Origin of the sequence: Thioalkalivibrio sp. AKL10 (assembly GCF_000381845.1) — a bacterium.
Lineage (GTDB): Bacteria > Pseudomonadota > Gammaproteobacteria > Ectothiorhodospirales > Ectothiorhodospiraceae > Thioalkalivibrio > Thioalkalivibrio versutus.
Genome location: NZ_KB907146.1, coordinates 20,001 through 38,593 on the forward strand (window position 1 = coordinate 20,001; position 18,593 = coordinate 38,593).

At 67.8% G+C, this 18,593-nt stretch carries 21 protein-coding genes (1 of these 21 only partly in view); 10 read left to right on the forward strand and 11 right to left on the reverse strand.

Annotated elements, in window-relative coordinates:
• Window positions 1–640 carry the 5' portion of a tyrosine--tRNA ligase gene (gene tyrS / locus G333_RS0113240; protein ID WP_019628659.1) on the reverse strand. It extends 566 nt beyond the left edge of the window, so only the first 640 of its 1,206 coding nucleotides appear in the window; it begins with the start codon at window positions 638–640; its stop codon lies beyond the left edge, outside the window.
• Between the two features lie 139 nt (window positions 641–779).
• Between tyrS and G333_RS0113245 the strand changes: the two genes are divergently transcribed.
• A complete protein-coding gene (locus G333_RS0113245) occupies window positions 780–1,916 on the forward strand; it encodes an anhydro-N-acetylmuramic acid kinase (RefSeq protein ID WP_019628660.1) in 1,137 nt (378 codons plus the stop codon).
• An 89-nt stretch (window positions 1,917–2,005) separates the two neighbouring features.
• On the opposite strand, the gene erpA is transcribed toward G333_RS0113245, so the two are convergent.
• The 4 genes from erpA to argC form a co-directional block, all read right to left on the reverse strand.
• Window positions 2,006–2,380, reverse strand: coding sequence for an iron-sulfur cluster insertion protein ErpA (erpA, locus tag G333_RS0113250; protein ID WP_018145294.1), 375 nt, complete (start codon window positions 2,378–2,380; stop codon window positions 2,006–2,008).
• A 57-nt stretch (window positions 2,381–2,437) separates the two neighbouring features.
• A complete protein-coding gene (locus tag G333_RS0113255) occupies window positions 2,438–2,872 on the reverse strand; it encodes a polymer-forming cytoskeletal protein (RefSeq protein WP_019628661.1) in 435 nt (144 codons plus the stop codon).
• On the reverse strand, window positions 2,869–3,531 hold the full coding sequence (locus G333_RS0113260) for a DUF6776 family protein (protein ID WP_019628662.1): 663 nt from the start codon (window positions 3,529–3,531) through the stop codon (window positions 2,869–2,871). Before G333_RS0113260 ends, G333_RS0113255 begins: the two co-directional genes overlap by 4 nt.
• Window positions 3,532–3,655: 124 nt before the next feature.
• Entirely contained in the window at window positions 3,656–4,711 is a 1,056-nt protein-coding gene (argC, locus tag G333_RS0113265; RefSeq protein ID WP_019628663.1) for an N-acetyl-gamma-glutamyl-phosphate reductase, read from the reverse strand.
• 96 nt (window positions 4,712–4,807) lie between these two features.
• On the opposite strand from argC, the gene G333_RS0113270 reads away from it, so the two are divergent.
• Complete coding sequence (locus tag G333_RS0113270) at window positions 4,808–5,323, forward strand: peroxiredoxin (RefSeq protein WP_019628664.1); 516 nt, start codon at window positions 4,808–4,810, stop codon at window positions 5,321–5,323.
• A gap of 46 nt (window positions 5,324–5,369) precedes the next feature.
• Window positions 5,370–5,882, forward strand: a complete 513-nt coding sequence (locus tag G333_RS0113275; protein ID WP_018937265.1) for a CopD family protein — start codon at window positions 5,370–5,372, stop codon at window positions 5,880–5,882.
• 45 nt (window positions 5,883–5,927) lie between these two features.
• On the opposite strand, the gene ptsP is transcribed toward G333_RS0113275, so the two are convergent.
• Window positions 5,928–8,195, reverse strand: coding sequence for a phosphoenolpyruvate--protein phosphotransferase (gene ptsP, locus G333_RS0113280; protein WP_018145288.1), 2,268 nt, complete (start codon window positions 8,193–8,195; stop codon window positions 5,928–5,930).
• A 20-nt stretch (window positions 8,196–8,215) separates the two neighbouring features.
• Complete coding sequence (locus G333_RS0113285) at window positions 8,216–8,776, reverse strand: RNA pyrophosphohydrolase (protein WP_018169060.1); 561 nt, start codon at window positions 8,774–8,776, stop codon at window positions 8,216–8,218.
• Between the two features lie 164 nt (window positions 8,777–8,940).
• Here G333_RS0113285 and G333_RS0113290 point away from each other — a divergent pair, with 164 nt between their 5' ends.
• Complete coding sequence (locus G333_RS0113290; RefSeq protein ID WP_019628665.1) at window positions 8,941–9,606, forward strand: HAD family phosphatase; 666 nt, start codon at window positions 8,941–8,943, stop codon at window positions 9,604–9,606.
• A gap of 294 nt (window positions 9,607–9,900) precedes the next feature.
• Here G333_RS0113290 and G333_RS0113295 read toward each other — a convergent pair whose 3' ends face one another.
• Window positions 9,901–10,347, reverse strand: a complete 447-nt coding sequence (locus tag G333_RS0113295) for a hypothetical protein (RefSeq protein WP_018175878.1) — start codon at window positions 10,345–10,347, stop codon at window positions 9,901–9,903.
• Window positions 10,348–10,430: 83 nt separating this feature from the next.
• Between G333_RS0113295 and thiD the strand changes: the two genes are divergently transcribed.
• The 5 genes from thiD (at window position 10,431) to G333_RS15340 (ending at window position 14,804) form a co-directional block, all read left to right on the forward strand.
• On the forward strand, window positions 10,431–11,219 hold the full coding sequence (gene thiD / locus G333_RS0113300; protein ID WP_018145284.1) for a bifunctional hydroxymethylpyrimidine kinase/phosphomethylpyrimidine kinase: 789 nt from the start codon (window positions 10,431–10,433) through the stop codon (window positions 11,217–11,219).
• Window positions 11,209–11,853 carry a thiamine phosphate synthase gene (gene thiE, locus G333_RS0113305; RefSeq protein ID WP_019628666.1) on the forward strand — a complete coding sequence of 215 codons (645 nt, stop codon included), beginning with the start codon at window positions 11,209–11,211 and terminating at the stop codon, window positions 11,851–11,853. Before thiD ends, thiE begins: the two co-directional genes overlap by 11 nt.
• Before the next feature lie 87 nt (window positions 11,854–11,940).
• Window positions 11,941–13,218, forward strand: coding sequence for a glutamate-1-semialdehyde 2,1-aminomutase (hemL, locus tag G333_RS0113310; protein ID WP_019628667.1), 1,278 nt, complete (start codon window positions 11,941–11,943; stop codon window positions 13,216–13,218).
• 85 nt (window positions 13,219–13,303) lie between these two features.
• A complete protein-coding gene (locus tag G333_RS0113315; protein WP_019628668.1) occupies window positions 13,304–14,122 on the forward strand; it encodes a sulfite exporter TauE/SafE family protein in 819 nt (272 codons plus the stop codon).
• A 457-nt stretch (window positions 14,123–14,579) separates the two neighbouring features.
• Window positions 14,580–14,804 carry a hypothetical protein gene (locus tag G333_RS15340; protein WP_304412422.1) on the forward strand — a complete coding sequence of 75 codons (225 nt, stop codon included), beginning with the start codon at window positions 14,580–14,582 and terminating at the stop codon, window positions 14,802–14,804.
• A gap of 268 nt (window positions 14,805–15,072) precedes the next feature.
• Here G333_RS15340 and dnaQ read toward each other — a convergent pair whose 3' ends face one another.
• Genes dnaQ through G333_RS0113330 form a run of 3 tightly spaced genes read right to left on the reverse strand, consistent with a single transcriptional unit; the run spans window position 15,073 to window position 17,010 of the window.
• Window positions 15,073–15,783, reverse strand: coding sequence for a DNA polymerase III subunit epsilon (gene dnaQ / locus G333_RS0113320; protein WP_019567691.1), 711 nt, complete (start codon window positions 15,781–15,783; stop codon window positions 15,073–15,075).
• Window positions 15,784–15,794: 11 nt separating this feature from the next.
• The gene (gene rnhA, locus G333_RS0113325) at window positions 15,795–16,256 is read right to left on the reverse strand and encodes a ribonuclease HI (RefSeq protein WP_018145389.1); all 462 of its coding nucleotides are present in this window, start codon (window positions 16,254–16,256) and stop codon (window positions 15,795–15,797) included.
• Window positions 16,249–17,010 (reverse strand): hypothetical protein, encoded by a 762-nt coding sequence (locus G333_RS0113330; protein ID WP_018145388.1) that lies wholly within the window; start codon window positions 17,008–17,010, stop codon window positions 16,249–16,251. The genes rnhA and G333_RS0113330 overlap by 8 nt, the downstream gene beginning before the upstream one ends.
• On the opposite strand from G333_RS0113330, the gene G333_RS0113335 reads away from it, so the two are divergent.
• A complete protein-coding gene (locus G333_RS0113335; protein ID WP_019628669.1) occupies window positions 17,009–18,589 on the forward strand; it encodes a LysM peptidoglycan-binding domain-containing protein in 1,581 nt (526 codons plus the stop codon). The genes G333_RS0113330 and G333_RS0113335 overlap by 2 nt on opposite strands.
• Window positions 18,590–18,593: the final 4 nt, after the last annotated feature.

Genomic DNA, 18,593 nt, shown 5'->3' on the forward strand with positions numbered 1-18,593 from the left:
TGGTCAGGATGACCTGAGGCGGTTGCCCCTCCTGCTTCTGCAGCTCGCGGCCCACCAGGAGGTTGAACTTCTGGTCGGTGCCGCCCAGTTCGATATCGGCCTTCAGCGCCACCGAGTCGTAGCCCTGGATGAGTGGATAGAGGAATTCGTGGATCGCGATCGGCTGATGCTGGGTGTAACGCTTGTGAAAGTCATCGCGCTCGAGCATGCGCGCCACGGTCTGGCGCGAGGCGAGCTGGACCATGCCTGCGGCCCCTAGCGGCTCCATCCAGGTGGAATTGAAGACGACCTCGGTCCGCTCAGGGTCAAGAATGCGGAATACCTGCTCGCGGTAGGTTGCGGCGTTGCGCTCGATATCCTCGGCGGACAGCGGCGGACGCGTGGCGTTCTTGCCCGAGGGATCACCAATACGGCCGGTGAAATCGCCAATCAGGAACAGGATGTGGTGCCCCAGGTCCTGGAGCTGGCGCAGCTTGTTGATCAGCACCGTGTGCCCCAGATGCAGGTCCGGGGCGGTGGGATCGAATCCCGCCTTCACCCGGAGGGTGCGGCCACTCTTGAGGCGCTCGACAAGATCGTCCTCGAGCAGGATTTCATCGGTGCCGCGACGAATAACGGCCAGCTGGTCTTCGAGTTCCATGACGCCCCTTGGTCGAGATCAGAGACCGGCCGGGCTGGCCGGTCGCGCGCAAGGATACCGCGACCCCCGAACGGACGCGAAATGCCGCGGTGGTCCAGAATGGACGCCGACCCATAATGCGCGCGCGAGGATCACCACTATGACGGAACGCTTTATCGGGCTGATGTCCGGCACCAGCCGGGACGGCGTGGACGCCGTGCTGACAGAGATCCGCGAGACCGGGCCGGTACGCGTGGTGGATCACTGCCAGCTGGGGTACCCCGACGACCTCGCCCAGGAGCTGGCGACGGCGGCCACCACTGAAACCCTGCGCTACCGGCACCTGGGCGCGCTGGATGCGCGGCTCGGCATGCTGTTCGCCCGTACCGTGCAAGCCCTGCTGGACCAGACCGGTCTGGCGCCGACCGCGATCCGGGCGATCGGCAGTCACGGCCAGACCGTGCACCACGCCCCGGACGCCGATCCGCCCTTCACCTGGCAGATCGGCGATCCCTTCCGCATCGCAGAGGCCACCGGCATCGACACCGTGGCGCAGTTCCGGCCGCGCGATATTGCTGCCGGCGGCGAGGGGGCACCACTGGCCTGCGGCTTTCACGCTACGCAGTTCGGATCCACGGACGAGACCCGCGCGGTCCTCAATCTAGGCGGCATCGCCAACATCACCTGGCTGCAGCCGGGTCAGCCCGTGATCGGCTTCGACTGTGGCCCGGCGAATACGCTGATGGACGACTGGAATCGGCGTCACCATCAGACGCCGTTCGATCATGACGGCGCATGGGCCCGCAGCGGCACGCCCGACCCCGAACTGCTGACCCGGCTGCTCCAGGATTCGTTCTTCCAGCGCCCTCCGCCAAAGAGTACCGGGCCCGAATACTTTTCGCCGGCCTGGCTCCGTGCCGGGGCTGGCGACCGCCTGGACCGAGCCCGGCCCGAGGACATTCAGGCCACCCTGGCAGAACTGACCGTGGAGGGCGTGCGGCACGCGCTGGAACATCTGCACATGCAGCCGCCCGCCCGCTTGCTGGTGTGCGGCGGCGGCGCGCACAACCGCCACCTGATGAAGCGCCTCGCCAAGGCCCTGCCCGCGACCCTGGTGGAGACCACCGAACGCCATGGGGTCCCCCCACAGCAGGTGGAGGGTGCCGCCTTTGCCTGGCTGGCCGCGCGAACCCTGGCCGGCGAGCCCGGCAACCTGCCGGAAGTGACCGGCGCGCGCGGCCCACGCGTACTTGGGTGCATCATCCCCGGTGGCCCCCGGGCACCCGGGAGCCACTAGCGCGGGCCGTTCACCCCGACCAGAAACAAATAAGGGCCCGATCCGGAATCCCGGATCGGGCCCTTTCTTGACCGCTTGTCAGCGTCTCTCTAGACCGAGAAGCTGGAACCGCAGCCGCAGGTCGTGGTGGCATTCGGATTGCGGATCACGAACTGCGCGCCCTCAAGACCTTCGGAGTAGTCGATCTCGGCACCCGCCAGATACTGGAAGCTCATCGGGTCGATCAGCAGGGTCACCCCACCATTCTCCACGAGGGTGTCGCCATCGCCGACGGTCTCGTCGAAGGTAAAGCCGTACTGAAAGCCGGAACAACCGCCCCCGCTGACGAATACGCGCAGCTTGAGGTTGTCGTTGTTCTCTTCCTCGATCAGCCCCTTCACCTTGGTGGCCGCGGCATCGGTAAAGATCAACGGGCTGGGCATTTCGATGTCCAGTTCCGCTTCGGACGTCATGGGCTCGGACATTCGGGGCCTCCTGTAATAATCATTTTCATTCACGCTACGGAAGACTGAGCCCCGGAGTCAAGAATGCTCATCTTCCGTGGGATTGGCCAGGGCCTGGGTCTCGCCCGTCCCGTCCAGCTCGCCCTCGAGGGGATGCTCCACCCGTTTGAGCAAGCCGTCGATCTGCGCGCCCTCTGCCATCTGCAGCACGGTGTAGTAGAGGTTACCGGCCAGACGGGCCGTCTCGCCAAGCTCCACGTGCTCTCCCACATGGACATCGCCACGCACCTCGCCGTTCATCAGCAGGTGCGGAACCGCGACATGGCCCTCGACCACGCCCCCACCCGCGACCACCAGAACGGCCGACGAATCGGTCGCGGCCCGGATATCCCCGATCACGCGGCCTTCGATATGCAGCCCGCCTCCAAACTCGATATCCCCGTGGACCACTGTATGGCGCCCCACCAGGGTATCCACTTTCCGCGCGCGGCGGCCTCGTTTGCGTCCCATCATTGCGTACTCTCCAGCAGGCGATCCCAGTCGGCCCATTCCGAAACCGGTTCAAGATCCTCGTCGTTCGCGGCGCTCGCCCTCAGCGTCAACCCGACCGGCTCGAAGCCCTCCGGAAGATGGATCCGGGCGCGCTGATTGCGCAACAACCGAAACCCCTCGACCAGGCGATCGTTCTCCAGCCCCAGCGCATCGGTGTCCAAAGTGGACAGCGCCTCTTCCCCGGTCGCATAGCCTTCGACTTCCAGCGCCCAGCGCAAATCCACCGAACGACTCAACCCCGGGCGGTAGAGCTGGAACACGACATCAAACACGCCCGACTGCCCCGTGCGCTGCAACTGCAGCGACCGGATGCCCAGGGCATCTTCACCCCCGCCCTCCGCAAGCCGCCGATAAAACGCCAACTCCTCGCGCAACTCCAGCAACTCGGCCTCCTGGCGCTCGATGTCGCCGGAAAAGGCCGCGAGCTCCGCGGTCTTCATTTCCAGCTGCTGCTCGGCGTGGCGGCGCGCCTCCTCGGCAGCCTGGCGCGCGACGAGCGCCTGCTCCAGGTCATCCCGCAGGCCCTCGATACCGCGTTGCGCATCGACCGTGTCCCGTATGTCCTCGCGCCAGTTCTCGACCAGCCAGGCTCCGCCCGCCACCAACACCAGGATCAGCATCAGCAGCCCCGCGCGCCACCACCCGCCGCGGCGTCCCGACCCGCTGCGCCGCCGCGCGGGAATGCGCGGAATCCGGGGCAGACGTGGACGCGGGACACCCGTAGTCATGTGGCAGGCCAGGACATCAGGGGAAAACCGGCAGCCCGTCCAGACCGGCTGTCTCGGCCTGGCCGAACATCAGGTTCATGTTCTGCACGGCCTGCCCGGCCGCGCCCTTCACCAGGTTGTCGATCACCGACAGCACCATCAGCCGTCCGGAGTGCGGCGGCTGCGCCAGCGCAATGCGACAAAGATTGGTGCCGCGCACGCTGGCCGTTTGCGGATGGGCCCCCGGCGGCATCACGTCCACGAACGGCTCGTCGCGATAGCGCTGCTCGAAACAGGCCTGCCAGTCCGCGTCCGCCACCTGCGGGCGCAGATAGAGCGTCGCGTGAATACCGCGCGTCATCGGCACCAGATGCGGCTGGAAGATCAGCCCGACCGACTGCTCGGCCACGCCACTGAGCGTCTGGTGGATCTCCGGCCAATGCCGATGCCCGCCACTGGCATAGGCGCGAAAGTCCTCCTGCACCTCGGCGAAAAGCCCGCCGATCTGCGCCTTGCGCCCGGCCCCGCTGACACCGCTCTTGGCATCCGCGATCACGTCCGCGGGATCGACCAGACCGGCCTCCAGCAGAGGCAGCACCGCCAGCGACACCGCCGTGGGATAGCAACCCGGCACCGCGATCAGTCGCGCATCACGGATCTGCGCCCGGTTCAGTTCGGGCAGGCCGTACACGGCCTCGTCCAGATACTGCGGCGCACCATGCGCCTGTCCGTACCACCGCGCCCAGAGCTCGGGATCGCGGATGCGGAAATCCGCCGACAGGTCGATGATGCGCGTGCCCCGCTCAAGCAGCGGCGCGGCCAGGCCGTGGGCCACCCCGTGCGGGGTGGCGAAAAAGACCACGTCGCACTCGCCCAGGGTCGCCTCCTCCGGGGCCTGGAAGACGGCATCCACCGCGCCGCGCAGGCTGGGGAACAAATCCGCCACGGGCGTGCCCGCCTCGCCGCGCGAGGTCACCACCTGAAGATCGGCCGCGGGATGCCGCGCCAGCAGGCGCAGGAGTTCCACGCCGGTGTAGCCGGTGGCCCCGACAACCCCGATGCGGATGGGTTTGCTGTTGGTTGCATTCGTCATGCTGCGGCATGATACCGCCTTGGCCGGAACCACGGAACGCACGCGGTTTCGGCCAGTCCACAAATGCAGGCTATTCGATCAACGGATCACACCCCTATGAGCAAAGCCAGGATCGACCGCAAGGCCATCTTCGGAGGCATCTTCATCATCGCGCTGGTCGCCGTCGCCGCGACCATCTGGTTGACCGACGACGGCATGCGCCCGGCACCCGCCTTCGCCGCCACCACCCTGGACGGCGAGCCGGTGGCCCTGGAAGACTACGAGGGCCGGCCGGTGATGATCTCCTTCTGGGCAACCAACTGCCCGTCCTGCATCCGCGAGATCCCGGAACTGATCCACCTGCACGACACCTACGCCGACAAGGGCTTCGAGCTGCTGGCGGTCGCGCTGTCCTACGACCCGATCAACCGCGTGGAGGCCATGCGCGAGGACCGCGGGATGCCCTACAAGGTCATCCACGACAGCGACGACGCCTTTTCACAGGCCTATGGCGGCGTGCGCCTGACGCCGACCACCTTCCTTATCTCGCCGAATGGCCGCATCGTCTACCAGAAGCTGGGCGACCCGGACTTCGAACAGATCGAACGCCACTTGGAACGCTGGCTCTCCTGAGCCGCCCCGCGCAGGGACATCGCACCCGTTTCCGAGAAGGACCGCCATGCAAGCCTATAACTGGTTCCTCAGCCTGCACGTGATCTTCATGGTCACCTGGTTCGCCGGGCTGTTCTATCTACCACGCCTGTTCGTCTATCACGCGATGACCGAGGACGCCCTCGGTCACGAGCGCTTCAAGGTGATGGAGCGCAAGCTGTTCTACGGGATCATGACCCCCGGCGCGCTGATCACCATCCTTTTCGGCGTGATCATGCTGGTGGATCGCTCGTTCTATCTGGCCGAGCCGTGGATGCACTTCAAGCTGACGCTGATTGCCGTCCTGGTCGCCTATCACGTCTGGTGCGGCAAGATCGTGCGCGACTTCCGCGATGACCTGAACCGGCGTGATCACACCTGGTACCGCTGGTTCAACGAGATCCCGGTCCCGATTCTGGTGGGCGTGGTCGTGCTGGTGGTCAACCGCTCCATCGTGGATGCGCTCATCGCCATCGGCGTGGTACTGGGGATCTTCCTGCTGAGTGCGCTGATCGCACAGTGGCGGGCACGCCGCACCTGAGCTGCGCCCCTTGCCCCCCCTGCCGGCCACGGGTGAGCGCCGCGGTCAGGTCTTGCCGGCGCGCACCAGCCCGCCCAGTCCGGCCTGGACCAGGGCATTGTTCAGCAGCGACCGGATCTGATCGGCGTTCTCCAGCAGCCGGCACTGCGCCAGCAAGGCCTCGGCGCGGTCGGTGGAGAAACTGCGGATCACCCACTTCACCCGCGGGATCGAGGACACGCTGACGCTCAGGCTGTCGATCCCCATCCCCAGCAGCAGGATCACCGCGGCCGGGTCGGCCGCCATCTCCCCGCAGACGCTGACCGGCTTGCCCGCCCGGTGCGAACCGTCGGTAATCGTCTCCAGCGCGTGGATGCAGGCCGGGTGCAGGGTGTCGTAGAGATGCGCCACACGGGCGTTGTTGCGGTCTACCGCCAGCAGGTACTGGACCAGGTCGTTGGTGCCCACGGACAGGAAGTCCACCCGCCGCGCGAGCATCTCCGACATGTACACCGCCGCCGGCACCTCGACCATCACCCCGATGCGCGGCATCGGGATGCGGAAACCCTCGTCCAGCAACTCCTCGCGCGCCCGGTTGAGCAGGGTCATCGCCCCCTTCAGCTCGTCCAGCGCCGAGATCATCGGGAACAGGATCTGCAGGTTGTCGTGGGAGCGACTCGCCTTGAGCATCGCCCGCAGCTGGGTCAGGAAGATCTCCGGGTGATCCAGCGAGATACGGATCCCGCGCCAGCCGAGGAACGGGTTGTCCTCCTTCACCGGGAAATATGGCAGGGCCTTGTCGCCGCCGATATCCAGGGTGCGCAGGGTCACCGGCATGGGGTCGAAGGAGGCCAGCACCTGCTCGTAGAGCTGGACCTGCTCCTCCTCGCCGGGGAAGCGGTCGCGGATCATGAACGGGACCTCGGTACGGTACAGCCCGACCCCCTCGGCACCGGACTCCAGCGACGGCTTGATGTCCGCCAGCAACCCCGAGTTCGCGAGCACCGGCACCGCGACGCCATCGCGGGTCTCGGCCGGGTCCTTGGCCAGCGCACGCAGGTCCTCCGCCAGCTCGCGCTCCTCGCGCACCAGGCGCTCGAACTCCACGCGCAGCTCGGCGTTGGGGTTCACGAACAGCCGCCCGCGATAACCATCAACCAGGATCTCGCGCCCTTCCAGGCGCCCCACCGGGAGCTCGGACACGCCCATCACCGCCGGGATGTTGAGCGCCCGCGCCAGGATCGCGATGTGCGAAGAACCCGTGCCCTTGGCCGAGACCATGGCCCCCAACCGCTCGATCGGAACCTCCGCAAGATGCGAGGCGGTCAGGTCATCCCCGACCAGGATGCCGCCATCGGGAAACTCGTCCTGGCTGCGATCGGCCGGCAGCAGGTGCGACAGCACGCGGCGACCCAGATCGCGCACATCCGCCGCCCGCTCGCGCAGGTACGGGTCCTCCATATCCTCGAATACCCGCACGCTCTCACGCACCGTGTCGCGCAAAGCCGCCGGGGCCCACTGCCCATTACGGATGCGCGTCTGGGTCTTGTGCACCAGAGAGTCGGAACCCAGCAGCATCAGGTAGGCATCGAACAGCACCTGCTCGTCCGGCCCCAGGGCCTCGCCCATGCGCTGCTTCAGGTCCTCGATCTCGGTGCGGGTCTCCGCCACCGCCTGCCCGAAATGCTCCAGTTCGTGATCCACCCCGGCGCCTTCGCGATCCGGGATGGAGTCCATGTCCGCCAGGCGGTAGGCCACCACGGCCCGGCCAATGGCCACGCCCGGCGAGCCGGCAATGCCGGTGGCCTCGACGTTCACATGCCCGATCAACGGGGTCTCGGAGGAGATCTCGTCGTTGAACTCGGCATAGGCGATCGCCCCGGCCAGCTGCGCCGCCAGGGTGATCAGGAAGGAGACATGCTCGTCATCAAACTTGCGCGCCTGGTGCTGCTGCACGACCAGTACGCCCAGCAGGCTGCGCTGGTGGATGATCGGGACCCCCAGAAACGCGAGGAAGTGTTCCTCGCCGGTCTCCGGGAAATAACGAAAACGCGGGTGGTCCTGAGCGCTGTCAAGGTTGACCGGCTCGGCCCGCGAGGCGACCAGACCCACCAGACCCTCCGACGGATCCATCTCGACCTGCCCGATGGACTCCTCGCGCAGACCCTCCGAGGCCATCAGCACCAGGCGCCCCGACTGCGGCGACTTCAGGTAGATCGAACAGACATCGATCTCCAGCGCCGCCTTCACCCGCGTAACGATGATATGCAGCGCTTCGAAGAAATCCGCGGCACCGTTCACTTCCTGCACCACACGGCGCAGGACCTCGAGCATCGAGGGCTGCTTCGGGACCGTCAACGCGAGGACACCGGCGAACGGGGCTGGGGCTGGGCCGGGCCACGGCGGCCAGAACGTCGCGCGCGCGCCTGTTCGAGTTCCGGGAACATCAGCGGCACCAGCTCGCACAGCGCACGGCGATAGACCTGGCGCTTGAAGTGCACGACCTCGCGTGCCGGACGCCAGTAGTCGATCCAGCGCCAATCATCGAATTCCGGGGTTTCCATCGCATCCAGCACCACGTCGCTCTCGTCTCCGACCATGCGCAGCAGGAACCAGCGCTGTTTCTGGCCGATGCAGACCGGGCGTTGATGGCGCCGGACCATGCGCTCCGGCAGGCGGTAGCGCAGCCAATGGCGGGTACTGCCCAGCACCTCGACGTGCCGGGGGAACAGGCCCGTCTCCTCGTGCAGCTCGCGAAACATCGCCTCCTCGGGCGTTTCTTCCGCATGCACGCCCCCCTGGGGAAACTGCCAGGCCGCCTGCCCGACCCGCTTGCCCCAGAACAGCTGCTGTTCCGCGTTGCACAGGATGATGCCTACGTTTGCGCGATACCCGTCACAATCAATCACTTGCATCAGCCAGACGCTTCTCTATTACTGGCATTGTTCCACAGCCGGTGCCCCGGCGGCAAAGCCCCTACCATGCCTCCGGTGCCGGTCCCAAAAGGGGCCTGTGGCTGCAGCCGACGACGCCCGCCGGTACACTCGCGTCCGATCCAAGCCAACCCGAGAGCACCCTCATGGCCCTGGCCCTGTTCGACCTCGACAACACCCTGCTCGCCGGCGACAGCGATCACGCCTGGAACGAGTTCCTGGCAGAGGTGGGCGCCGTCCACCCGACCTGTCACGCCGAGACCAATGACCGCTTCTACCAGGAGTATGTGGCGGGCACCCTCGACATCCACGAATTCTGCCGCTTCGCCTTCAGCCCGCTGGCCGAACACCCGCGCGCGCAGCTCGAGGCCTGGAGGGAGCGCTTCATCGACACGCTGATCCGGCCAATGATCGCTCCCGGCGCCCCGCCCCTGCTGGCCCGACACCGCGAGGCCGGTGACGAACTGGTCATCATCACCGCGACCAACCAGTTCGTCACCCAGCCGATTGCCGACCTGCTGGGCGTGGACCACCTGATCGCGACCCTGGCGGAGGAGGGCGAGGGCCGAGAATTTACCGGCGACCTGACCGGGGTGCCCTGCTTCCAGGAAGGCAAGATCGAACGCCTGCGCCAGTACCTCGCGGATCATCCGGATCCCGAGGACAGCATCGCGCAGGCCAGTTTCTACAGCGACTCGCGCAACGACATCCCGCTACTGGAACGTGTGGGGCACCCCGTCGCAGTGGACCCGGACCCGGCCCTTGCCGCGCACGCTCACAACCAAGGCTGGCCAGTCATCTCGTTGCGCTAGGGAGCCGCTGATCCATTTGCACGTCCGCGTTGGCGCCCCATTTTCCCGAGACAAGGTGCGGTGCGCAGTGCCGTAGCCACTCTACGGTCAAGCGGCGCAACGCTGGATCGGGGAAAATGGGGCGCCAACCCCTTGAGGGCTCGGCCACCTTTGCCTTCTGGATTCGGCCCCGCTGACGGCGTTGCGGCTCGCTCATGTAGCTCGGCTACACTTCGCTCACCGCGCCTTGTCAGCGAGTAAACTCGACTCGAGCGCGGACGTGCGAATGGATTAGCGTCTCCCTGGGCGACGGCGTCAGCTGAAGACGCTGGCGATCTGGGCAAGGCGCTGCCCCGCAGGGGTATCCGCCTTGCCGGCCGCCGCGACCGCATCGCGATAGCCGGCAACCAATTCCGGCACCACGGCCACCACCTGCTTACGGCGCAGGCGCGCGGCGCCGGTCACCGGCCAGGTCGCGCGGAAGTCGCAGTTATCCAGTGCATCGCAGACCCACAGGCTCCACTCGTGGCGGGTCACATCGATCTCGTGCTGACGAATGACCAGCCGATAGACATGCTCGGCCTGCATGTCCGCCATGCCCACGGCGGGGCCCACGTATTCCACCTGCAACTCGCCGGCGAGCCGGTTCAACTCCTGCTCCAGCGCGGCCAGGGCCTGATCGACCTCTGCGTTCAGCGTGCCACCCGCTTCGGCGGCGGCGACCAGGGGACGGAGGGACTCGACTTCGAACTCGCTGCTCATGCTGCGTACACTCCCGGGATGCGGAACAAGAACGCCCCGGGGGTGCCGGGGCGCGCGCAACCTTAGCACGGGAGCCCCCATTCATGAATCATCCCCCGATCGCGCTGACCATTGCCGGCTCCGACCCCGGTGGCGGCGCCGGCCTGCAGGCCGATCTGACCACCTTTACCCGCCTCGGCGTACACGGGGGTACGGCCGTGACCGCGATCACCGTGCAGGACACCCGCAACGTGCTGGACTTCAGCGTGCTGTCTGCGGAACAGCTGCGCGCCCAGATCGAGGTCACCCTGGCCGATCTTGCCGTCGCCGCAATCAAGATCGGCATGCTGGGCTCAGTGGAAAACGTAAAAATTGTCGCGGCGCTGCTGGCCGAGCACCCGCACATCCCGGTGGTGCTGGACCCGGTGATGGTCGCCGGCGGCGGCGGGGCGCTCGCGACCGAAGCAGTGGTGGACGCGACCCGCGAGGCCCTGCTGCCACGCGCCACCCTGATCACGCCCAACGGACCGGAGGCCGCGCGCCTGGCCCGAACCGACGATGCCACCCAGTGGGGCCAACGGCTGCGCGAACGGGGCGCGCGCAACGTCCTGATCACCGGCGGCCACGAAGGCGGCGATCAGGACCCCATCATCAACCGCCTGTACCGCGAGGACGGGCACATGCGCGCCTTCGAGCTGCCGCGCCATCCGGCCGGCTTCCACGGCTCCGGCTGCACCCTGGCTGCGGCGATCGCCGCCTTCCTGGCGCGCGGCCGTGACCTGGAGCCGGCGGTGATCGAGGCCCAGGCCTTCATGAACGACGCCGTCGCACGGGGCTACGCCCCCGGCCACGGCCAGCACGTCCCCAACCGGCTGTGCCCACATGGCGACTGAGCATACCCCCCGCCTGCGCGGGCTCTATTTCATCACCCCGGCGGTCCCGGAGGACGCGAACCAACGCGCCACACACCTCGCCAATGCCAAGGCTGCGCTGCGTGGCGGTGCGCGCCTGATCCAGTTCCGCGACAAGACCCTCGCAGGCGCCGCACGCGAGGCCATCGCCCGCGAACTGGTCGCCCTTGCGCATGCGCACGGCGCGCTGTGCATCATCAACGACGACACCGAGCTGGCCGCGGGCGTCGAGGCCGATGGCGTGCACCTCGGGCGTGACGACCCGGACCCGGTCGCGGCCCGCGCGCGGCTCGGCCCCGGCGCGGTGGTCGGCGTCTCCTGCTACAACGAGCTCGAACGAGCCCGCTCGGCACAGGTGGCCGGCGCGAGCTATGTGGCCTTCGGTTCCGTGTTCCCCTCCCCGACCAAGCCCGACGCGGCACGCGCGGATCTCGAGCTGCTGCGCGAGGCACGCACCACACTGGAGCTGCCGATCTGTGCGATCGGCGGGATCACGGCGGCGAACGCCCCCGAGGTCGTCGCGGCCGGGGCAGACCTGCTCGCCGTGATCCAGGGCATCAGCGCCGCGCCCGACCCCGAGGCCGCCGCGCGTCAGATAAGCGGACTGTTCGACTGATCCCTTTGCACCCGCCCGCAGCCGTCGCTATGGTTGCCGGGCTTCCCGAATTCATCGACCCGAATCCAACAATCACAGGACACCGTCATGCAGGAAACCGAGCGTCTGTTCGAGGCCGCCAAGCAGCACATCCCCGGCGGCGTGAATTCCCCCGTGCGCGCCTTCAAGGGCGTCGGCGGGACCCCGATCTTCATGGACCGCGCCAACGGCGCCTACATGTGGGACGCCGACGGCCAGCGCTATATCGACTACATCGGTTCCTGGGGCCCGATGGTGGCTGGCCACGCCCACCCCGAGGTGATCGAGGCGGTGCGCGAGGCCTGCAACAACGGCCTGTCCTTCGGCTGCCCCACGCGGCTGGAGAACGACATGGCCGCGAAGGTCTGCGAGCTGGTGCCGTCGATGGATATGGTCCGCATGACCAACTCGGGCTCCGAGGCGACCATGAGCGCGATCCGCCTGGCGCGTGGCTATACCGGCCGCGATCGCATCGTGAAGTTCGAGGGCAACTACCACGGCCACGGCGACTCGCTCCTGGTGAAGGCCGGTTCCGGGGCCCTGACCCTCGGCCAGCCGAGCTCCCCGGGCGTGCCCAAGGAACTGGCCGCGCTGACCAGCACCCTGACCTACAACGACCCGGACGGCGTGCGCGCGTTCTTTGCCGAGAAGGGTGACGAGGTCGCCTGCATCATCGTCGAGCCCATCGCGGGCAACATGAACTGCATCCCGCCCGAGCCGGGCTTCCTCGAGACCCTGCGCGAGGTCTGCGACCAGCACGGCGCGGTCTTGATCTTCGACGAGGTGATGACCGGCTTCCGCGTGTCGAAGAACTGCGCCCAGGGCTACCTGGGCGTAACCCCGGACCTGACCACGCTGGGCAAGATCATCGGCGGCGGCATGCCGGTCGGGGCCTTTGGCGGCAAGCACGCCATCATGGAACACCTCTCGCCGCTGGGGCCGGTCTACCAGGCCGGCACCCTGTCCGGGAATCCGATCGCGATGACCGCCGGGCTGAAGACCCTGGAGATCCTCTCGCGCCCGGGCTTCCACGACGAGCTGGAGACGCGTACGAAGAAGGTCGTCGCGGGCTTCGAGGACGCCGCGCGCGAGGCCGGCGTGGCCCTGACCACCAACCAGGTGCCGGGCATGTTCGGGCTGTTTTTCTCGGAGCAGAAGGTCACCGACTTCGCCGGCGCCACGGCCTGCGATACCGCCGCCTTCGGCCGCTTCTTCCACGCGATGCTGGGCGAGGGGATCTACCTGGCTCCCAGCGCCTTCGAGGCCGGCTTCATGTCCAACGCCCATTCGGACGCCGACATCGACGCGACCATCGAGGCCGCCCGCAAGTCCTTCAAGGCGCTCTGAGCGCGCCCTCGCCTCTCCTGCGCAGTGAACCGGCGACCCCCACGGTTCGCCGGTCCGCTGCGCCCTGACTCGCCACTACGCACGAATGACCGAGACACTGATCCAGTCACCGCTGGCGCTGGGGCTCCTGTTTGTGGCGCTGGGCCTGGTCGCGGGCATCCCGGCTGGCATGTTCGGCATCGGCGGCGGGCTGATCCTGGTGCCAGTGTTCGTCGCCGTATTCAGTCTGCTGGCCTTCGACTCGGCCAGCCTGGTGCAGCTCGCGGTCGGCTCCTCGCTGGGCGCGATCATCCCCACGGCGATCCTGTCGGCGCGAGCCCACCACCGCCGGGGCGGCGTGGACGGCGCGGCGGTACGCCGTCTCCTGCCGGGCATCATCGTCGGCGCACTGATCGGCGCCTGGCTGGCCACGCGCATCGACTCCGACCACCTGGGGCGTATCTTCGGCGCCTTCGAGGTGGCGATCGGCATCTGGATGCTCCTGAACATCCAGCCACCGGAGGCCCCGGTACCCCGGCGCAGCGTCTGGCTGGGCGGCGGGGCATTGATCGGTGCGATCTCCTCGCTGATCGGCATCGGCGGCGGCACGCTGACCACGCCGTTCCTGGTCAGTCAGGGGCTGGAGCTGCGCCGTGCGATCGGCTCGGCGGCGGCGCTGGGCGTGCCGATCTCCATCGGTGCCAGCCTGGTGTTCGCCCTACCGCAATGGGCCGACCCGGCCTATCAGGCGCCGGAATGGGCCCTCGGCTATCTCTACCTGCCGGCCATCCTCGGCGTCGTGATCGGCACATCCATCAGCGTACGCGGTGGCGTCTGGCTGGCCCATCATCTTCCGGTCGCCCACCTCCGCCGCGGCTTCGCCGGCATCCTGATCCTCGCCGGCATCCTCATGCTCATCCGCTAGCGCGCTGCCCTAGCCGGAGCCATCATCTGGCTTTTGCGGTGGCTCCGGGCCGCCGCCTGCCTTGTTTTGGCTGGTCCCGGTTCGTCGTTGGGTGTTTACTGTGGCTTCGGTCCGCATACTGCCCGGCGCTGACTCGCCAGCGCGCCGCGAGGTGCTTCTTTGCTCGTGCAAAGAAGCACCCAAGAAACACGCCCGACTGCCGCGACCCCGGCCCGCTGCGCGGGCCGGGGTTTCCCTCGCTCCGAGGCTTTTCGCGGGCGGCGCTGAACTCGCTGCGCCTTCGGCTCCGCTCAGACATCCAGCGCCCCGTGTCTATTTAGAATCGTCCCGCGAAAAGCCTCTCCACTCGGCGCGACGACAACGGGGAGGTAGGTCCAAACAACGGCTGTCCCAGCGTTGTTGCCAATGGATGATGGCTAGGTCTTCGGACATCTTCGGCACGCTCGGCCCCTAGCCGTTGCGTGCCGCGCCCGCGAAGCGGGCGCCGGGGGGCGTAGGATGTGATGAGCGCAGCGAATCGCATCAAGGTTTCGCACGGCGTGGGAGATGGTGCGTTTCGCTGCGCTCAACCGCACCCTACGGGATACCGTTTGTTTTGACCTTCCCCTCCCGTATGGAGCCCCTTGCGGAAGGGTCCTCGGGCCGGCCAGTTAAGAATAGACATGGGGCGCTGGATGTCTGAGCGGAGCCGCAGGCGCAGCGAGTTCAGCGCCGCCGGCCCAGCGCGTCCGGAGCGAGGTTCCCGGGCGAAATCCGGGTGCGCCTCGAAGGGTGCTTTCTTGGGCAAGCAAGAAAGTACCTCGCGGAGCGCTGGCGAGAGAGCGCCTGGCAGGCGGCCGGACGAAGGCACGCAAACACCGGATGACGAACCAGGGCCAGCCTCTCCCGGGAGGCGATTGGACGAACGTGCCTAGACTGCACAGGCACGGAGCCTGCGTCGGGCGATGAGGTCAAACGTTGGCGCGCCAGCGGCAGGTGCCGCCGGCCGCCTCGTCCAGCGTCTGCAGCAGCGCCTCGTGCGCCGCCTGCTCCTCGGGCGTCGGCTCGATCACCGGCAGCGGCTTGCCCGAGCGACGCGCCTTGACCGGGCCGGCCGCGGCATCGCCGTCGCCTCCGGAATCCAGGGTGAGCGCCACCTGCCCGCCGGTCATCGCCAGATAGACATCCGCGAGCAGCTCGGCATCGAGCAGCGCCCCGTGCAGGGTGCGCCCGGAGCCGTCCACCTCGTAGCGCTTGCACAGGGCATCCAGGGAATTGCGCGCCCCCGGGTGCATACGCCGCGCCATCACCAGCGAATCCAGCACGGTGCTGACCTCGGCCACCTCGGACGCCGGCGCCACATCGCCCAACAGGCGCAGCTCGTTGTTGATGAAGCCGACATCGAAGGGCGCGTTGTGAATGATCAGTTCGGCCCCACGAATGAAGTCGACAAAGTCATCGACGACATCGGCAAATCGAGGCTTGTCGGCCAGAAACTCGTTGGTGATCCCGTGCACCGCGATCGCGCCGGCGTCGATCTCGCGATCCGGTTGCAGAAACTCGTGCAGCTTGCGCCCGGTGGGGCGGCGGTTGTCCAGCTCCAGGCAGCCGATCTCGATAATGCGGTGGCCGTCGGAGGGGTCCAGGCCCGTGGTCTCGGTATCCAGCACGATCTGGCGCATCGTGGTTTCCTTCAATTCTCGATCGGTTCGCCGGCCAGCAGGGCATCAATGCCCGCATTGGCCAGTTCGTCGGCGCGCTCGTTCTCCGGGTGACCGCTGTGGCCCCGTACCCAGTACCACTCGATGTCGTGGCGCTGGGCCTGTGCATCCAGCTCCTCCCAGAGATCACGGTTTTTCACCGGCGAGCCACTGGCGGACTTCCAGTTGCGCCGCTTCCAGCCGGGCATCCACTCGGTCACGCCCTGCTTCACGTATTTGGAATCCGTGACCAGCTCCACCTTGCAGGGGCGCTTCAGGGTCTCCAGCGCGCGGATGGCCGCGGTCATCTCCATGCGGTTATTGGTCGTCTCGGCCTCGGCCCCGTAGAGCTCGCGCTCGCGCCCGTCGAAGCGCAGGATCGCACCCCAGCCGCCCGGCCCGGGGTTTCCACGGCAGGCCCCGTCGGTATAGATGTACACGCGTTCGTCAGCCATGCGTTCGGCGGGCTCCAGAATGAGAGGAGCGCGAGGATACCAGCCCCGGACGCATCGCGGGGTTGGGCATGGCGAAGCGGAAACGCGGCTCCGGACGCAGGGGCATGTTCACCCGCTTGTGGGCCACGGTCAGGATCATGCTGGCCAGCGGCGGCAGGCCGCGCAGGGTCCAGGCATCCATGGTGGCCAGGCGTTTCTGCCAGGCGGCGGGCAGCCCCGGTGGGAGCAGGCTCAGGCTCCACTGATCCAGCACCTCGAGATCCGCCGCCTCCAGCAACTCGCGATACTGGCGCCGCCGCAGGCCTTCGGGAAGAGGCGAGGCGCGCACCCCGTTGCGCCCACCGCGTTGCAGGCGGTTGCCTTCCAGCAGAAATACCCGTCCCTCGGGCTCCAGCACCCGGGCCGCCTCGGCCACCACCGCCGCCGGTTGCTCGCTCTGGGCGCAGGGATGGGCGAGCACGATGCGCCCGGCACAGGCGGACTCCAGCGGCCAGGCCTCGGGGTCCATGCGCAGCGCCGGGCGCGCCGAGGCAATCCGGATCAGCGGGGCCTGCAGGGCATCGCTGTCCTCCAGGATCGGCACCGGCGCCAGCTCCACCGCCAGCCCCCCGGGGCCCGGATCGCCATAGCGCCGAATGCGTTCCAGAAAGCGCTCGCGGACCCTCCGCCCCTGCGGCTGGGCATACCAGTGCGCCAACCAAGTCAGGAATGGGTCTTGGTGATCCCCCATCTCTGGTTTATCCTCCAGCGCCATGACACCACGCCTCCGCACACGACTGACCACCGCCCTGATTCTCGGCCTGACGGCGATCTTCGCCTCTGCCTGTAGCCTACACGACTCCGAGCGCACGCTGGACACCTCGGCGGCGGATCGGCCGATCGTGGAACCGCGCACGACCGAGGACGTGCAGGCCGCGATGGAACGCCAGCAGCGCGACGCCGCGCAACGTGCCGCCGAGACCGACGACCTGTGGGAGCGCGCGCGCCTGGGCTTCGGCTTCAACGACGCGCTGGACCACGAGCGCGTGGATCGCTATATCAGGCACTACCGTGACCATCCACGGATCATCGAGTACAGCACCCGGCGCGCGGAGCCGTTCGCCTACTTCATCCTGTCCGAGATCGAGGCGCGCGACATGCCCGCCGAGCTCCTGCTGCTACCGATCGTGGAGAGCGGCTTCGTCGCCCAGGCGACCTCGCGCAGCCGCGCGGCGGGGATCTGGCAGTTCATGCCGGCCACCGGCGACTATTTCGATCTGTCGCGCGATCACTGGTACGACGGCCGCCGCGACGTCTACAAATCCACCCTCGCCGCGCTGGACTACCTCCAGGCGCTGCATCGACGCTTCGACGACTGGTACCTGGCCCTGGCCGCTTACAACTACGGCCAGGGCAACATCCAGCGCGCCATCGACCGCAATGCCGCCCGCGGCGAGCCCACTGACTACTGGAGCCTGGACCTGCCGTCCGAGCCGACCGCGTACATCCCGCGACTGCTGGCCCTGCGCCACCTGTTCCTGGACCCCGATGCCCACAACATCGCCATCGCGCCCATCGCCAACGAACCCGCGCTGGAGATGATCGAACCCGGCCAGCAGGCGGACTTCTCGCTAATCGCGGAGCTCGCCGACCTGGATACCGAGACCCTCAAACAGCTCAACCCCGGCTACCACCGCCATGCCACCCACCCCGGCGGCGCCCAGCACCTGTTCGTCCCGCGCGAGGCGCTGCCCACCCTCGAGGCGGCACTGGAGACCCGCAACGATGAACCGCTGCTCCGGTTCCGCGAATACACCGTGCGCTCGGGCGACAACCTCGGCCGGATTGCCCAGCGCGCCGGCACCCGCGTCGCCGTGCTGCGCGACATGAACAACCTCGACGACGACATGATCCGCGCCGGTCAGACCCTGCGCCTGCCGGCCTCCGCCCCGAGCGAAGAGGCTCCGCTGCAGGTGGCCGGCGACAACAGCCAGTTAGCGGAGGACTATCAGGTGCAGGCTGGCGACAGCCTGTGGCACATCAGCCAGCGCACCGGCATGTCCATCGGCGCCCTGCGCGCCGCCAACGACCTGGACCCGGACGCGATCCTCCGCCCGGGCGACACCCTGAAGGTGGTGCGCGCCGATCCCGACCGTGGGCCCGACGGCCAGCGCGTCGAGTACGAGGTCCGCCCCGGCGACTCGCTGTCGACCATCGCTCGCCGCCACCAGGTCAGCATCGGCGACCTGCGGCGCTGGAACGGGCTGAACGGCGACGGCATCCGGGCCGGAGAGACCCTGACCCTGTACCTGGCCAGCGCCGACGGAGAGGCGATCGCCCAGAGCGACGCCTGAACCG